This is a genomic window from Streptomyces cinnamoneus (genome assembly GCF_002939475.1).
Taxonomy (GTDB): Bacteria; Actinomycetota; Actinomycetes; order Streptomycetales; family Streptomycetaceae; genus Streptomyces; species Streptomyces cinnamoneus_A.
Map to the genome: position 1 here is coordinate 838,722 of NZ_PKFQ01000001.1, position 18,759 is coordinate 857,480.

1 protein-coding gene is annotated in these 18,759 nt (G+C 72.7%); it reads right to left on the minus strand.

What is annotated here, in order from left to right; all coding sequences use genetic code 11:
• Positions 1–5: 5 nt before the first annotated feature.
• The gene (locus tag CYQ11_RS29930; RefSeq protein WP_481135918.1) at positions 6–18,533 is read right to left on the minus strand and encodes a type I polyketide synthase; all 18,528 of its coding nucleotides are present in this window, start codon (positions 18,531–18,533) and stop codon (positions 6–8) included.
• Between the last annotated feature and the right edge of the window lie 226 nt (positions 18,534–18,759).

Sequence of the window (18,759 nt, forward strand, 5' to 3'; positions counted from 1 at the left end):
CCAGTTCAGGAGTCGCTGCCGTCGAGCGCGATCTCGATCAGGTTTTCGATGTCCATCGAGTCGAGCTCGCTCGTCTCGTCGTCGGTGGGTGCGTCGGGTCCGGCTTCGGCCGTGTCGGCCAGCCGCAGCAGGGCGGGCAGCAGCCCGGCCTCGCGGAACCGGCTGATGGGCACGGCCGCCAGCGCGCGCCGGATCTCTTCCTCGCCCGGCTCCCCCGCGGTGTCGTCCGCGGCCGCGAACAGGGTCGCCGCCAGGTGCGCTGCCAGCGCGGCGGGCGTCGGGTAGTCGAAGACCACCGTGGCCGGCAGCCGCAGTGCGGTCGCCCGGTTGAGCTGCGTGCGCAGCTCCACCGAGGTCAGCGAGTCGAACCCGAGCTCCAGGAAGCTCTTGTCGGTGTCGACCTCGGTCTTGTCGCGGTAGGACAGGACCTCGGCGACGGTGGTGCGCACGAGTTCCCGCAGGGACCGTTCGCGCTCGGCCGCGGAGAGCCCCCCGAGCCGGTCCCGCAGGTCCTGGGAGCCGTCGGAGCCGTCCGTCGGCTCCTCCTGCTCGGCCGCCAGGAGCTGCCGCACGTCGGGCACCCCGTCCAGGAGCGGACGGCGCCGCCGCGCGGTGTAGGCCGGGACGAAGCGCTCCCAGTCGACGTCGGCGACGACGACGAAGGTCTCGTCCCGCTCCAGCGAGGAGTGCAGGGCGCTGATCGCCAGCGACGGTGCGAGGGCGCGCAGGCCGCGGCGCGCCAGCTGCTCGCCCGCCTCACCGTCGGCGAGACCGCCCTCGGCCCACGGACCCCACGCCAGCGAGGTCGCCGTGAGCCCACGGGCCCGGCGCCGCTCGGCGAGGGCGTCGAGGAAGGCGTTGCCCGCCGCGTAGGCCCCCTGGACTCCGCTGCCCCACACGCCCGCGATCGACGAGAACAGGACGAAGGCGTCCAGGTCGGCGTCGGCGAAGACGCTGTCGAGGTTGACCGCGCCCGCGACCTTCGCCGTGAGGATCCGGGCGAAGTCGTCCAGGCCGGTCTCGTCGATCGAGGTGTCCTGGCCGATGCCCGCGGCGTGGACGACCGCCCGCACCGGCGAGTCCTCGGCTTCCAGCCGCTTGGCCAGCGCCTCCACGGCGTCGCGGTCGGCGACGTCGCAGGCGGCGATCGTCACGCGGCCGCCGCCCAGCGCGACCAGCTCGGCCTCCAGCTCGGCGGCGCCGGGCGCCTCCAGGCCCCGCCGGCTGGTCAGGACGACGTGGTCGGCGCCGGAGACGAGCAGCCACCGCGCGACGTGGGCGCCGAGGGCACCGGTGCCGCCGGTGACGAGCACCGTGCCCGCCGGCTTCCAGCCGCCGGCCGCGACGGCCGTCGGCAGCGGCGAACGCACCAGGCGCCGCACGTGGACGCCGGACGAGCGCAGAGCGACCTGGTCCTCCTCGTCGAAGCCGGCCAGTACCGCGGCCAGCCGCGCCTTCGCACGGTCGTCGACGGTTCCGGGCAGGTCGACCAGACCACCCCAACGCTCCGGGTGCTCCAGGCCGATGACCCGGCCCAGGCCCCACACCTGCGCTTGCGCGGGCGTGGTGCCGCCGCCGGTGCGGTCGGCTGCGCCGACGGACACCGCGCCGCGGGTCGCCAGCCACAGCGGCGCTCCGACGCCCGCGTCACCGAGGGCCTGGGTGAGCACCGCGGTGCCCGCGGCACCCAGCGGGAGGACCTCGTGCCGGGCGTGGGCCCGCTCGTCGAGGCCGAGCAGGGAGAGCACGCCGACCAGCGGGGTGCGCGTCTCGACCGCGCGCAGCCGCTCGGCCAGGGCGGCCCGGTCGAGACCGGCTTCGTCCAGGTCGAGCCGGACCACCTCGGCGCCCCGCTCGGCCAGCGCTTCGGCCGCCGCGGTCTGCCACGCCTCATCGGTCACGGCAGTCGAAGTGACCAGCAGCCAGGTGCCGGCGAGCGCGGCGGCGGCGGGTTCGGTCACGCGCTCCCAGGAGACGGCATAGCGCCACTTGTCCACGGTGGACTGCTCGCGCTGCTTGCCGCGCCAGGTGGACAGGGCCGGCAGGACGGCCCGCAGGGCGTCGCCGTCGACCTCCAGGGTCCCGGCCAGCGTGTCGGCGTCCAACTGCTCGACGGCCGACCAGAACTCCGCGTCCGCCGCGCCGGCCTCGCCCGCCACAGCGGGTGCGGCCGGCTCCAGCCAGTAGCGCTGGTGCTGGAAGGCGTAGGTCGGCAGGTCGACGCGCCGGGCGCCGGTGAAGAAGGTGCCCCAGTCGAGGTCGACACCCGCCACGTGGAGCCGACCGAGAGCGGTGACCAGGGCCTCCGGCTCGGAACGGTCCTTGCGCAGGGCCGCGACGAGGGCGGGCTCGCCGGTCACGGACTCCTGGGCCATGCCCGAGAGCACACCGTCGGGGCCGAGTTCGAGGAACACGGAGACGCCCTGGTCCTCAAGCCAGCGGACACCCTCACCGAAGCGGACGGCGCCACGGACGTGACGGACCCAGTAGTCGGCGGAAGCGACGTCCTCGACCTGACCGGTCAAGTTGGAGACGACCGGGATCGACGGCTGCTCGTACGACAGGCCCTCCGCCACCAGACAGAAGTCCTCCAGCATCGCGTCCATGTGCGGCGAGTGGAACGCGTGACTCACGCGGAGGCGACGCGTCTTGTGACCGGCCTGAGCGAACGTCTCACCCAGCTCCGTCACCACGTCCTCGTCACCGGCGATGACGACGGACGACGGACCGTTGACCGCCGCGATGGAGACCTGAGCCTCACGGCCCTCAAGCTGGGCCGCCACAGTCGCCTCGTCCGCACCGACGGCCAGCATCGCACCACCCGTGGGCAGCGCCTGCATCAACCGGCCACGCGCCGCGACCAGCGCCACAGCATCGGCCAGCGACAGCACACCCGCCACATGAGCCGCAGCCAACTCACCAATCGAATGACCCGTCACGAAGTCCGGACGCACACCCCACGACTCGACCAGCCGATACAGCGCCACCTCAAGCGCAAACAGCCCAGGCTGAGTGAAACCAGTCTGATCCAGCGCCTCACCCTGCTCGAACATCACCTCACGCAGAGGCCGCTCCAGCACCCGGTCGAACTCGGCACACACCGCGTCCAACGCCTCGGCGAACACCGGGAACGTCTCGTACAACTCCCGGCCCATGCCCGCACGCTGCGAACCCTGACCCGAGAACAACACCGCCGTCAGGCCCGCGTCACGAGTCACTCCGCGCACCACACCCGCACCGGACGCGCCCTCGGCGACCGCGGTCAGCCCGGCAAGAAGGTCCTCGCGGTTCAGGCCGACCACGACCGCGCGGTGGTCCAGTGCGGCGCGAGTGGTGGCGAGCGAATATCCGACGTCCACCGGGGACGCGTCGTCAGTGAGCTCCGCGAGCAGTCGCTCGGCCTGCGCCTTGAGGGCCGCCTCGGACTTCGCCGACAGCAGCCACGGCGCGACGGCGCCCTCGGGTGCCGGCGTGATCGTCGCCGGGGTCGTGGCGGGCGGCTGCTCCAGGATGATGTGGGCGTTGGTGCCACTGACGCCGAACGACGAGACACCCGCACGCCGCGGCCGGTCGGTCTCGGGCCAGGCGGTGTTCTCCGTGACCAGCTCCACCGCACCCGCGGTCCAGTCCACGTGCGTGGACGGACGGTCGACGTGCAGGCTCTCCGGAACCATCCCGTTCTGCATCGCCATGACCATCTTGATGATGCCCGCAGCACCCGAAGCAGCCTGCGTGTGACCGATGTTCGACTTCACCGAACCCAACAGCAGGGGCCGGTCCTCGGCACGCTCCTGACCGTAGGTCGCCAGCAGCGCCTGCGCCTCGATCGGGTCACCCAGCGTCGTACCCGTGCCGTGCGCCTCCACCACGTCCACCTCGGACGCCGACAGCCCGGCATTGGCCAGCGCCTGCCGGATCACCCGCTGCTGCGACGGACCGTTCGGAGCCGTCAGACCATTCGACGCACCATCCTGGTTCACCGCCGAGCCCTTGACGACCGCGAGCACTTCGTGCCCGTTGCGGATCGCGTCGGAGAGCCGCTCGACGAGCAGCAGACCGACGCCCTCACCCCAGCCCGTACCGTCCGCGGCCTCCGCGAACGGCTTGCAGCGGCCGTCACCGGCCAGCCCGCCCTGGCGGCTGAACTCCTGGAAGGCACCCGGCGTCGACATCACCGCGACACCACCGGCGACCGCCATCGAGCACTCACCGTTGCGCAGCGACTGCGCCGCCAGGTGCAGGGCCACCAGCGACGACGAACACGCCGTGTCGACCGTGACCGCCGGACCCTCCAGGCCGAACACGTAGGAGATGCGGCCGGAGGCGACGCTGCCCGCGTCGCCGGTGGTCAGGTAACCCTCGGCCGCCTCCGACGACAGACCGGCGCCGTAGCCCTGCGAGGAAGCGCCGGCGAAGACGCCGGTCTGGCTGCCGCGCAGCGAGGTCGGGTCGATGCCCGCCCGCTCGAACAGCTCCCAGGCCGTCTCCAGCAGCAGGCGCTGCTGCGGGTCCATCGCCAGCGCCTCACGCGGGCTGATGCCGAAGAACGCCGCGTCGAACTCGCCCGCGTCGTAGACGAACCCGCCTGCGGGAGTGAAGCCCGCCTCGACGTTCCAGCCGCGGTCGGTCGGGAAGACCGAGATCGCGTCGCCGGACGAGTCGACCAGCCGCCACAGGTCCTCCGGGGACCGCACGTCGCCGGGATAGCGGCAGGCCATGCCGACGATCGCGATCGGCTCGGCCGGGTCGGCGACGCCGACGGGGCCGGTCACCGGTGCGGCGGGTGCCGCGGTGGCGCCGAGCAGCTCGTCACGCAGGTACTCGGCGAGAGCGGCCGCCGTCGGGTGGTCGAAGACGACCGTGGTCGGCAGCTTCACTCCGGTGCGTGAGCTGAGTCCGTCGCGCATCTGCACGGCGGTCAGCGAGTCGAACCCGAGCTCGCGGAAGGCCTTGGTCCGCTCGATGGCCTCGGCGTCCGGGAAGCCCAGGACGGCGGCGGCCTCGGTGCGCACGAGCTGGAGCAGGATGCGGGTGCGTTCGGTCTCCGACGCGGCGGTCAGCGTACGCACCAGCTCCGACGCGCCGTCGGCCGGCGTCTCGGCCGGACCGGCCGCGGCGAGGGCCTGGCTCACTTCGGGGATGTCGCTGATGAGGGGGCGCGGGCGGGCGGCGGTGAAGCCGGGCACGAACCGGGCCCAGTCCACGTCCGCCACGGCCACGAACGTCTCGTCGTGCTCGACGGCCTGGACGAGGGCCGACATCGCGAGCTCGGGAGCCATGGCGAGGACACCGCGTCGACGCAGCTGCTCCTCGGCCGCGGCTTCGGTGGCCAGACCGCTTCCGCCCCAGGCGCCCCAGGCGACGGAGGTGGCGGTCAGGCCCCGGGCCCGCCGGTCCTCGGCGAGCGCGTCGAGGTAGGCGTTGGCGGCGGCGTACGTGCTCTGCCCACCGCTGCCCCAGACACCGGCGTTGGACGAGAACAGCACGAACGCGTCCAGCTCGGTGCCGCCCAGCAGTTCGTCGAGGTTGCGCACGCCGGCGACCTTCGGGCCGAGGACGGCTGCGGTGTCTTCGGGGGTGAGGGTCGCGATGGTGCCGTTGTGCACGGTGCCGGCGGCGTGGACGACGGCGTTGACCGTGTGCTCGGCCAGCAGCTCCGCCACCGCCTCCCGGTCGGCCACATCACACGCGGCGACGGTCACGCGGGCACCGAGCTCGGTGAGCTCCGCCACCAGCTCCGCCGCACCCGGAGCCTCCAGACCACGACGGCTGGTCAGCACGAGGTGCTCGGCACCCTTGCCGGCCGCCCAACGCGCCACATGCCCACCCAGAGCACCCGTACCACCAGTGATCAGCACCGTGCCCCGCGGAGACCACGCACGCACCGGCGCCGCATCCCCCAGCGGAGAACGCACCAACCGGCGACCGAACACACCGGACGAACGCAGCGCGATCTGGTCCTCGTCACCGGCGCCACCGGCCAGCAGAGCCACCAACCGCCCCGCAGCCCGCTCGTCCAAGCCCTCGGGAAGGTCGACCAGACCACCCCAACGCTCCGGGTGCTCCAGACCGACCACCCGGCCGAAGCCCCAGAGCTGTGCTTGCGTGACGTTCGCGAGCCGGTCCGAGCGGCCGACGGACACCGCACCGCGGGTCAGCACCCACAGCGGTGCGGAAACCGCCGCGTCGTCCAGTGCCTGGACAAGGGCGATGCTCGCGGCCAGGCCGGGCGAGACGACCTCGCCGTCGGCGGTGTCGTCGAGGCCGAGGAGGGAGACCACCCCGTCGACCTCGACGCCCGCCAGACGCTCGGCCAGCACCGGACGCGACACCTCGGCGGCATCCACCGCCAGGCGCACCACCTCGGCACCCGCCCGCTCCAGCACCTCCGACACCACGTCGCCACCAGCCGAAACGACCAGCCAACGACCCGACAGGACGGTGGAGTCAAGCGACAGCGGCTTCCACGACACCGTGTAACGCCACTCATCGACCCGCGACTGCTCCACCCGCCGACGCCGCCACGAGGACAGCAACGGCAACACCGCACTCAGCGACTCCTGCTCCACCACATCGAGGGTCTCGGCGAGGGCAGTGACGTCACCGCGCTCCACCGCCGCCCAGAAGTCGGCGTCGAGGGGGTCGGTGGCAGCGGCCGTGCCGGCGTGGTCGGCCTTGTCGGCGGTGAGCCAGAACCGCTGGTGGTCGAAGGCGTAGGTCGGCAGGTCGACCTGGCGGGCGCCGGTGAAGACGCCGGACCAGTCGACCCGTACGCCGTGGGTGTGCGCCTCACCGAGGGAAAGGAAGAACCGGTTCAGGCCGCCCTCGTCCCGGCGCAGCGTGCCCAGGGCGATGCCTGCGGAATCCAGCGCGTCCAGCGTCTCCCGGACGCCGAGCGTGAGCACGGGGTGGGCGCTCGTCTCGACGAACACCTGGTGACCCTGCTCGACGAGGGCCGTCGTGGCCTCCTCGAACCGCACCGTCTCCCGCAGGTTCGTGTACCAGTACTCGGCGTCGAGACCAATGGTGTCGAACCAGTCAGCCGTGACCGTCGAGAAGAACGGCACCTCAGCCGCACGCGGGGCAAGGCCCACCAACACCGTCAGCAACTCGTCACGGATCGCCTCGACGTGCGCCGAGTGCGACGCATAGTCCACCGGAATCCGGCGCGCCCGCACCTCATCCGCCTCACAGGCAGCGAGCAGAGCATCCAGCTCCGCCACATCACCCGAGACGACCACCGAGCGCGGCCCGTTGACCGCGGCAATCGACAGACCACCGGTCAGGCGCTCCCGCACCTGCTCCACCGGCAGCCCCACCGACACCATGCCACCCAGACCCGACAGGGCGAGGATCGCCTTCGAGCGGAGAGCCACGACCTTGGCGGCGTCATCGAGCGAGAGCGCACCCGCCACACACGCGGCAGCGATCTCACCCTGCGAATGACCCACCACAGCGGCCGGCTTCACACCGTAGGAGCGCCACAGCTCCGCCAGCGACACCATCACCGCGAACAACACCGGCTGCACCACATCAACGCGCTCAAGCGCCTCAGCGTCATCCAGCACATCGAACAGCGACCAGTCCACATACGACGACAACGCCGCCGCACACTCCCGCATCCGCTCAGCGAACACCGGCGAGGTCTCAATGAGTTCGGCAGCCATACCGACCCACTGCGAACCCTGACCCGGGAACACGAACGCCACCTTGCCGCGGCCGGCGCCGAGGACTCCCTCGGCGACCGTCGCGTCGGTGCGTCCTTCGGCCAGTGCGTCGAGGCCGGCGAGCAGCGTGGCGCGGTCCGTGCCGACGACGGCGGCACGGTGGTCGAGCACGGCCCTGGTCGACAGGAGCGACCAGCCGATGTCGGTGGGGGCGAGCTCGGGGCGCTGCGTCAGGTGGGCGTGGAGACGCCGGGCCTGGGCACGCAGCGCGGCGCCGGTCTGGGCGGAGAGCAGCAGGGGAACGGGCCGGTCACCCTCCCCGTCGGCTTCGGCGGGTTCGGGTGCGGGCTGCTCCGGGGCCTGTTCCAGGACGACGTGCGCGTTCGTTCCGCTGAAGCCGAAGGACGACACGCCCGCGCGACGTGGCCGGTCGTTCTCGGGCCACGGCGTGGCGCCGGTCAGGAGCTCCACCGCGCCGGCGGACCATTCGACGCGGGACGAGGGCGCGTCGAGGTGCAGGCTGCGTGGCAGCAGGCCGTACTGCATCGCCAGGACCATCTTGATGACGCCGGCGACACCGGCGGCGGCCTGGGCGTGGCCGATGTTGGACTTCACCGAGCCCAGCCACACCGGCCGGTCCTGGGGCCGGTCCTGGCCGTAGGTGGCGAGGATGGCCTGGGCCTCGATGGGGTCGCCCAGGGTGGTGCCCGTGCCGTGGGCCTCGACCGCGTCCACGTCGGACGGCGTGAGTCGGGCGTCGGCGAGTGCCTGGCGGATGACGCGCTGCTGGGACGGGCCGTTCGGGGCGGTCAGGCCGTTGGACGCGCCGTCCTGGTTGACGGCCGAGCCGCGGACGACCGCGAGGACCTGGTGGCCGTTGCGGCGCGCGTCGGACAGCCGCTCGACGAGCAGCATGCCGACGCCCTCGCCCTGGCCGAAGCCGTCGGCGGCTTCGGCGAAGGGCTTGCAGCGGCCGTCGACGGCCAGCCCGCGCTGGCGGCTGAACTCGCTGAAGGTCGCGGGGGTGGCCATGACCGTCACGCCGCCGGCGAGGGCGAGCGAGCACTCGCCCTTGCGGAGGGCCTGCATCGCCAGGTGCAGGGCGACCAGCGACGACGAGCACGCCGTGTCGACGGTCAGCGCCGGGCCTTCGAGGCCGAAGGTGTAGGCGATGCGGCCGGACATGACGCTGGCCGCGTCGCCGGTGACGAAGTAGCCCTCGACGCCTTCCGGCATCTTCTCGACCACGGCGCCGTAGCCCTGGGTGAAGGAGCCGACGAACACGCCCGCGGGCGTGCCGCGCAGCGAGGTCGGGTCGATGCCCGCCCGTTCGAAGAGCTCCCAGGCGGACTCCAGGACGAGCCGCTGCTGCGGGTCCATCGCCAGCGCCTCGCGCGGGCTGATGCCGAAGAGCACCGGGTCGAACTGTGCGGCGTCGTGGAGGAAGGAGCCGGAGGTGGTGTAGGAGGTGCCGGGGTGGTCGGGGTCGGGGTCGTAGAGGCCGTCGAGGTCCCAGCCGCGGTCGGTGGGCAGCCCGGTGACGGCGTCCCGCTCGTCGACGAGCATGCGCCACAGGTCCTCGGGCGACCGCACGTCGCCCGGGAAGCGGCAGCTCATGGCGACGATCGCGATGGGCTCGTCCTCCTGGGCCACGGTGACGGGCGCGAGCGCCTGCGGCGTGCTGCCCACGATCTCCGTCCGCAGGTGCTCGACGAGCGCCGTCGGCGTGGGGTGGTCGAACACGAGCGTGGCGGGCAGCTTGAGGCCGGTGACGGAGTTGAGGCGGTTGCGCAGCTGGACCGCGGTCACGGAGTCGAAGCCGAGGTCGCGGAAGGGCCGGCGCTCGTCGGCCGTCTCGTCCGCGGAGTAGCCGAGGACCACGGCGACGTGGGCGCGCACCAAGTCGAGCAGGAGCGCGTCCTGTTCGGCGCGCGGCAGGCCGGACAGGCGCCGGGCGAGGCCGGTCGGCGAGTCGTCGGCCTCGGGGGCGTCGGTGGCCGGGCCGGTGGCGGCGACGATGCGGCGCACGTCGGCGATCTCGTCGAAGATCCGGGTGGGGCGGATCGCGGTGAAAGCGGTGAAGAAGCGCTGCCAGTCGATGTCGGCGACGGTCAGGAACGTCTCGTCGTGGTCGAGGGCCTGGCGCAGGACGGCGATGGCCGAGTCGGGGGCCATCTCGGGGACGCCGTGCCGGCGGGCGACCTCGCCGACGCCGCCGTCGGCCATGCCGCCCTCCGCCCACGGGCCCCATGCCACCGAGGTGGCGGCGAGGCCCTGGGCCCGGCGGTGCTGGGCGAGGGCGTCGAGGAAGGCGTTGCCGGGGGCGTAGTTGCCCTGGCCGGAGGCGCCCAGGGTGCCCGACAGCGACGAGAACAGCACGAAGGCGGACAGGTCGCGGTCCCGCGTCAGCTCGTGCAGGTGCAGGGCGGCCTGCACCTTGACGCGCAGCACCTGATCGACCTGCTCCATGCCGAGGAGGTCGAGGACGGTGTCGTCGAGGACGGCGGCGGTGTGCACGACCGCGTCGACCGGGTGCTCGGCCAGCAGGGCGGCCAGCGCGTCGCGGTCGCTCACGTCGCAGGCGGCGAGGGTGACCCGGGCGCCGAGGGCGGTGATGTCGGCGACGAGCTGCTCGGCGCCCGGCGCGTCGGCACCGCGGCGGCTGGTGAGCAGCAGGTGTTCGGCGCCCTCGGCGGCGAGCCAGCGGGCCATGTGGCCGCCGAGCGCGCCGGTGCCGCCGGTCACCAGGACGGTGCCGCGGGGGCTCCAGGGCTGCGCGGCCGGCTCGTCGCCGAGGGGGGCGCGTTCGAGGCGGCGGCCGAAGACGCCGGTGGCCCGCAGCGCGAGCTGGTCCTCGCCGGCGTCCGCGGTCAGCACCCGGCCGAGCCGGTCGAAGGCCCGCTCGTCGGCGGTCGCCGGCAGGTCGACGAGACCGCCCCAGCGCAGGGGGGCCTCCAGGCCGGCGATGCGGCCCATGCCCCACACCAGCGCCTGCAGCGGGTGGGTGACGGTGTCGTCGTGGCCGGTGGCCACGGCGCCGCGAGTCGCGCACCACACCGGTACGTCGATGCCGAGGTCGCCCAGCGCCTGGAGCACCAGCAGCGTGGCCGCGGTGCCCGCGGGGACGGCGGGGTGCGTCGCGTGCGGCTGCTCGTCGAGCGCCAGCAGGGACCACACGCCGGTGACGTCGGCCGCGTCCCGCAGCAGGTCGCCGGCGGCGGCGCGGTCGAGGCCGCGGGGATCGACGGTCCGCCGGACGACCCGCACTCCGCTGCGCTCGAGTGCGTCGAGCGAGCCGGTCACGGTGGCGTCCTCGGTGAGGGCCTCCGGCAGCAGCGCCAGCCAGGTGCCGGACACCACCGGCGCCGCCGGTTCGGTGACCCGCTTCCAGGTGACGCGGTACCGCCAGGAGTCCAGGGTGGAGCGTTCGCGGTTCGCCCGCCGCCAGGCCGACAGCTTCGGCATGAGCGAGCTGAGCGGCTGGTCGCCGTCCACCTGGAGGGTGTCGGCCAGTCCGGCCAGGTCCTCCTCCTCGACGGCGGCCCAGAACCTGGCCTCGGCGGGGTCGGTGGAGAGGGCGGCGATCCGGTCGTCCTCGCGCTGGACGGGAGCCGGCCAGTAGTGCTTGTGCTGGAACGCGTAGGTGGGCAGGTCCACGACCCGGCCGCCGGACAGCAGGGGCTGCCAGTCGGCGGGCAGTCCCTGGACGTGTCCCTCGGCGAGCGAGGTGAGGAACCGGTCCAGCCCACCGTCGTCGCGGCGCAGGGAGCCCAGGACGACGGCGTCGGTGCCGGTGGCGTCGACGGTCTCCTGGACGCCGAGGGTCAGGACGGGGTGGGCGCTGGCCTCGACGAAGAAGCGGTAGCCCTGCTCGGCGAGAGCGCGGGTGGCCTCGTCGAAGCGGACGGTCTGGCGGAGGTTGGTGTACCAGTACTCGGCGTCGAGACCGGTGGTGTCGCACCAGTCGGCGGTGACGGTCGAGAAGAACGGCACCTCGGCCGTGCGCGGCGCGATGCCGGCGAGGCTGGTGAACAGCTCCTCGCGGATGGCCTCGACGTGCGCGGAGTGGGAGGCGTAGTCGACGGGGATGCGACGGGCGCGCACCTCGTCGGCCTCGCAGGCGGCCAGCAGGGCGTCGAGGGCGGCCACGTCACCGGAGACCACCACGGACTTGGGGCCGTTCACGGCGGCGATCGACAGGCCGTCGGTCAGCCGCTCACGGACCTGCTCCACCGGCAGCGCGACGGACACCATGCCGCCGAGACCCGACAGGGCCAGGATCGCCTTCGACCGGAGGGCCACGACCTTGGCGGCGTCCTCCAGCGACAGCGCACCCGCGACACAGGCCGCAGCGATCTCACCCTGCGAATGACCCACCACAGCGGCCGGGTTGACGCCGTGCGAACGCCACAGCTCCGCCAGCGACACCATCACCGCGAAGAGCACCGGCTGAACGACATCGACGCGCTCAAGCGCCTCGGCGTCATCCAGGACGTCGAACAGCGACCAGTCGACGTAGGACGACAACGCCGTCGCGCACTCGCGCATCCGCTCAGCGAACACCGGTGAGGTCTCGATGAGTTCGGTGGCCATGCCGACCCACTGGGATCCCTGACCGGGGAACACGAACGCGACCTTGCCGCCCGCGCCGAGGCTGACACCGCTGATCACGTTCGGTGCGGCAGCACCGGTGGCGAGCGCCTTCAGGCCCTCCTGCAGCGTCTCCAGGTCACCGCCCAGGACCACCGCGCGGTGGTCCAGTGTCGCGCGAGAGGCTGCGAGCGAGAGGCTCACGTCCAGCGGCGACACCTCGGACCGCGCCGCCACGTGCTGCCGCAGGCGTTCCGCCTGGGCACGCAGAGCGTCGTCCGACTTCGCCGAGAGGAGCCAGGGAACGCACGCGGGAGCCGGTACCGGCTCGGCGACGGGGGACTCTTCGGCGTCCGGGGCCTGCTCGATGATGACATGGGCGTTGGTGCCGCTCATGCCGAACGACGACACGCCCGCACGCCAGGGACGGTCCACCTCGGGCCACGCGGTGTTCTCCGTCAGCAGCTCCACCGAGCCGGCCGACCAGTCCACGTGCGAGGAGGGCGCGTCGATGTGGAGGCTCTGCGGGAGAAGTCCCTCGCGCAGGGCCATGACCATCTTGATGACACCGGCGACGCCGGCGGCGGCCTGGGTGTGCCCGATGTTGGACTTCACCGAACCCAGCCACAGCGGCCGACCCTCAGGCCGGTCCTGACCATAGGTCGCCAGCAGCGCCTGCGCCTCGATCGGGTCACCCAACGTCGTGCCCGTACCGTGCGCCTCCACCGCATCCACATCAGACGTCGTCAGACGCGCGTTGGCCAGCGCCTGCCGGATCACCCGCTGCTGCGACGGACCGTTCGGCGCCGTCAGACCATTCGACGCACCATCCTGGTTGATCGCCGAACCACTGACCACCGCCAACACCTGGTGACCATTACGACGCGCATCCGACAGCCGCTCCACCAACAGCAGCCCGACACCCTCACCCCAACCAGTACCGTCCGCAGCCTCCGCGAACGCCTTGCACCGCCCATCAGCGGACAACCCACGCTGACGACTGAACTCCACGAACGTACCCGGCGTCGACATCACCGTCACACCACCGGCCAACGCCATCGAGCACTCACCGTTGCGCAGCGACTGGATGGCCAGATGCAGGGCGACCAACGACGACGAGCACGCCGTGTCCACCGTCAGCGCCGGACCCTCAAGACCGAACGCGTACGCAATACGACCCGACACGACACTGGCCGCGTTACCGGTGCCCAGGTGACCGTGCAGGCCCTCGTCGGTGCCGGACAGCAGCTCCAGGTAGTCCTGGCCGTTGCTGCCGACGAACACACCGGCCTGGCTGCCGCGCAGCGACGCCGGGTCGACGCCGGCCCGTTCGAAGGCCTCCCAGGCGGTCTCCAGCAGCAGACGCTGCTGCGGGTCCATCGCCACGGCCTCGCGCGGGGAGATGCCGAAGAAGGCGGAGTCGAAGCCGGCGGCGTCGTGGATGAAGCCGCCCTCGGAGGCGTAGGAGGTGTGGGGCCGGTCCGGGTCCGGGTCGAACAGGTTGGCCAGGTCCCAGCCGCGGTCCGTGGGGAACGCCGACATGGCGTCCCGGCCGGATGTGAGGAGCTGCCAGAACTCCTCCGGTGAACGCACGTCGCCGGGGAAGCGGCACGCCATGCCGACGATCGCGATCGGCTCGTCGGAGACACCCGCCGCGACGACTGCCGAAGCGGCGGTGTCACCGGCGAGCTCTTCCGTCAGGTGCTCGGCCAGCACGAGGCAGCTGGGGTAGTCGAAGACCACCGTCGCCGGCAGGGCGAGGCCCGTCCCGGCCACGAGCTGGTTGCGGAACTCGAGGGCGGTCAGCGAGTCGAAGCCAAGCTCACGGAAGGCCCGCTCGACGTCCAGCGCACCCGGATCGGCGTAACCCAGCACCGCCGCCGCGTGCCCGCGCACCAGCTCCAGCAGCACGTCGAGCTGCTCCGCACGCGACCGCCCGGCCAGACGCACGGCGATCGCCGACTCCGCGGCAGGGGCGGCGGCCTGCTTGCGCAGGGCCTCCTGCACCTCGGGCAGGTCGCCGATCAGCGCGCTGCCGCGGGGGCCGGCGAAGCCGGGCGCGAACTGCGCCCAGTCGACGTCGACCACGGCGATCTCGGTCTCGTCACGGTCGAGAACCTGCTGAAGAGCGGTGATGGCGGAGTTCACCGGCAGGACGGGCATGCCGCCTCGACGGGCACGTTCGGCCACGTCGCCCGCGGCCGCCATGCCGTCTCCGGCCCACGGGCCCCAGGCGATGGAGGTGGCCGGCAGGCCCTCCTGCCGCCGGACGACGGCCAACGCGTCCAGACCGGCGTTCGCAGCCGCGTAGTTGGCCTGACCCGGGCTACCCACCGTCCCCGCGAACGACGAGAACAACACGAACGCCGAAAGATCAAGCTCCCGCGTCGCCTCGTGCAACACCCACGCCGCATCCGTCTTCGCCCGCATCACCGACTCGACGCGCTCAACGGTCAAACCAGCCACCACACCGTCGTCCACCACTCCGGCGGCGTGGAACACGGCGGTCACCGGGTGTTCGGCCAGCAGGCTCGCCACGGCGTCGCGGTCGGCGACGTCGCAGGCGGCGACCGTGACGCGGGCACCGAGCTCCACGAGCTCGGCCTTCAACTCGGCAGCACCCGGGGCGTCCAGGCCCCGACGGCTGGTGAGCACGACATGCTCGGCGCCCTGACGCACGACCCAGCGGGCGACGTGGCCGCCGAGCGCGCCAGTGCCGCCGGTGATCAGGACCGTGCCGCCCGACGGGCTCCACGCCTCCCCCGCCACCGGTGTATCGGCGAGCGCAGCACGCATCAGACGACGACCGAACACCCCGGCCGCACGAACCGCTACCTGGTCCTCACCGGACCCGGCCAGCACACCCGCCAGCCGAGCCACAGCACGCTCGTCCAACTCCTCGGGAACGTCGACCAGACCGCCCCACCGCTCAGGGTGCTCTTGGCCGGCCACTCGGCCGAAGCCCCACACGGCAGCCGCGGCCGCGTCCCGCAGCACGTCACCCGCACCCGTGGACACCGCACCCGACGTCACCAGCCACAGCGGCGCTTCCACACCCGCGTCGCCCAGAGCCTGGGTCACGTTCACGGAGGTCACCAGGTCGGCGGCGCACACGACGCCGTCCACGGGCCCCTCGGCGGCGATCCGCTCGGCGAGGGCCTGCCGGTCCCGGTCCTGCTCGGCCGGCTCCAGGAGGCGGATGCGGACGCCGTGGTCACGCAGGGCGGTGGCGACGCGGTGCCCGGTGGCGTTGTCCGCGATCACCAACCAGGTGCCCTCCGGCGTGAGAGCCGGTTCGGACACCGGAGTCCAGCGGGCGGTGTAGCGCCAGCTGTCGACGAGGGCGTGTTCACGCTGCTGCCTGCGCCAAGCCGAGAGCGCGGGCAGCACCTCGCTCAGCCGCTCGTCGCCGGAGAGGCGCAGGACGCCGGCCACCGATTCGAGGTCTTCGCTCTCCACGGCGGCCCAGAAGCGCGCGTCGGCGGCGTTCTCCTGGACGGTCCCCTCCTGCGCGGCCTCAAGCCAGTACCGCTCACGCTGGAAGGCGTACGTCGGCAGGTCGACCCGCCGGGCGCCTGCGAAGAACGCGGCCCAGTCGGGGGTCACCCCGGCGACGTGCAGCCGGCCGAGCGCGCTGACGAGCGCCTCGGGCTCGGGACGGTCCTTACGGAGGACGGGGATCAGCTGGGCCGAACCGGTCAGGGACTCCGGTGCCATGCCGGACAGGACGGCGTCGGGGCCCAGTTCCAGGAAGACGGAGACGCCCTGCTGCTCAAGCCAGCGCACGCCTTCGCCGAAGCGAACCGCGCCACGGACGTGACGCACCCAGTAATCGGCAAAGGCGACGTCCTCGACCTGGCCGGTCAGGTTCGACACGACCGGGATGCGGGGCTGCCCGTACGAGAGCCCCTCGGCGACGCGGCGGAAGTCGTCCAGCATCGCGTCCATGTGCGGCGAGTGGAACGCATGGCTCACCCGGAGACGACGCGTCTTGTGACCGGCCTGAGCGAAGACCTCACCCAGCTCCGTCACCACGTCCTCGTCACCGGCGATGACGACGGACGACGGCCCGTTCACGGCGGCGATCGACACCTGGGCCTCACGGCCCTCAAGGTGCGCAGCCACAGTCGCCTCATCAGCCGCAACGGCCAGCATCGCGCCACCGGCAGGCAGCGCCTGCATCAGACGCCCACGAGCAGCGACCAGCGCCACAGCGTCGGCCAGCGACAGCACACCCGCCACATGGGCAGCGGCAAGCTCACCGATCGAGTGACCGGTCACGAAGTCAGGCCGAACGCCCCACGACTCGACGAGCCGATACAGCGCCACCTCAAGCGCGAACAGCCCAGGCTGAGTGAAACCGGTCTGATCCAGCAGCTCACCCTGCTCGAACATCACCTCACGCAGAGGCCGCTCCAGCACCCCGTCGAACTCGGCACACACCGCGTCCAACGCCTCGGCGAACACCGGGAACGCCTCATACAACTCCCGTCCCATGCCCGCACGCTGCGAACCCTGACCCGAGAACAACACCGCCGACATACCTTCGGCGGCCGTGCCTCGCACCACGCTCGCCGCAGGCGCACCCTCCGCCACGGCAGTCAGTCCGCGCAGCAGTTCCTCGCGCTCGGCGCCCACGACCACCGCGCGGTGCTCCAGCACCGCCCGCGAGGTCGCCAGGGAGAAGCCCACGTCCACCGGAGAGGTCTGCTCGGCGCCTTCGGTGGCGAGGGCGTCGCGCAGCCGCGCGGCCTGGGCCTGGAGCGCGGCTTCGGACTTGCCGGAGAGGACCCACGGCAGCACCGCCGGAGCGGGCGCCGGCACCGGTTGCGTCGCTTCGTCCTGCTCCTGCTCGGCCGTCGGGGCCTGTTCGAGGATGACGTGGGCGTTGGTGCCGCTCACGCCGAACGACGACACACCCGCGCGCCGCGGCCGCTCGGCCTCCGGCCAGGTGGTGTTCCGGGTCAGCAGCTCCACCGCGCCCGCCGACCAGTCCACGTGGGACGACGGCGTGTCGATGTGCAGGCTCCGCGGGAGGAGGCCCTCCTGCAGCGCCATGACCATCTTGATGATGCCCGCGACGCCGGCGGCGGCCTGCGTGTGCCCGATGTTCGACTTGATCGAGCCGAGCCACAGCGGACGGTCCTGGGGGCGGCCCTGGCCGTACGTCGCCAGCAGCGCCTCCGCCTCGATCGGGTCGCCGAGGGACGTTCCCGTGCCGTGCGCCTCCACCGCGTCCACGTCCGACGTGGACAGACGGGCGTTGGCCAGCGCCTGGCGGATGACGCGTTGCTGGGCGGTTCCGTTGGGGGCGGTGAGGCCGCTGCTCGCGCCGTCCTGGTTGACCGCGGTGCCGCGGACGACCGCGAGCACCGGGTGGCCGAGACGCTTGGCGTCGGACAGGCGCTCCACGAGCAGCAGGCCGACGCCCTCGCCCCACGCGGTACCGTCCGCGCCGTCCGCGAACGACTTGCACCGGCCGTCGGGCGACAGGCCGCGCTGGCGGCTGAACTCGACGAAGACCCCGGGGGTCGACATGACGGTGACGCCGCCGGCCAGCGCCATCGAGCACTCGCGCTGCCGGAGCGCCTGGGCCGCGAGGTGCAGGGCGACGAGCGACGACGAGCAGGCGGTGTCGATGGTCACCGCGGGGCCTTCGAGGCCGAAGGTGTAGGCGACGCGGCCGGACACCACCGCGGCGGCGGTGCCGGTGCCGAGGTAGCCCTCGACGCCTTCGGGGGCCTGCTGGAGGCCGTAGGCGTAGTCCTGGCCGTTGGTGCCCGCGAACACACCGATGTCCCGGCCTCGTACCGAGGTCGGGTCGATGCCGGCGCGCTCGAAGACTTCCCAGGTGGCTTCGAGCAGCAGGCGCTGCTGGGCGTCCATGGCCAGCGCCTCGCGCGGCGAGATGCCGAAGAAGGCGGGGTCGAAGCGGGCGGCGTCGTGGACGAAGCCGCCCTCGCGCACGTAGGCGGTACCGGGACGGTCGGGGTCGGGGTCGTAGAGCCGGCCGAGGTCCCAGCCGCGGTCGGCCGGGAACGCCGACATCGCGTCGGTGCCCTCGGCGACCATCCGCCACAGGCTCTCGGGCGAGTCGACGTCACCGGGGAACCGGCAGCTCATCCCGACGATGGCGATCGGCTCCTGCTGCTCCGCCCGCACGTCGTGGAGCTGCTGACGTGCGTCGTGGAGGTCGGTGACGACCCGCTTGAGGTAGTCCCGGAGCTTCTGCTCGTTCGTCGTCATTCGGCGCCGCCTTGGAGAAAGAGAGCACAGGTATCCGGCGAGGGTTCGGGCCGCCGGTGGAAGCCCGGGAGGAGGCCGCGGGTCGGCCGGCGCCGGAGCCGGCCGTACGCCGTCGCGGCCTCCCTGAAAGGGGCCGCGGCGGGGCCGTCAAGGACGTCGAATTCGGCGTGCTTGACGGCCCCGCCGCCCGGTGCACAATGGCGAGCTGCGTGCTTTCATCACCTGCCACCCCCCAGGCCCCGTGGTCAATGGACCG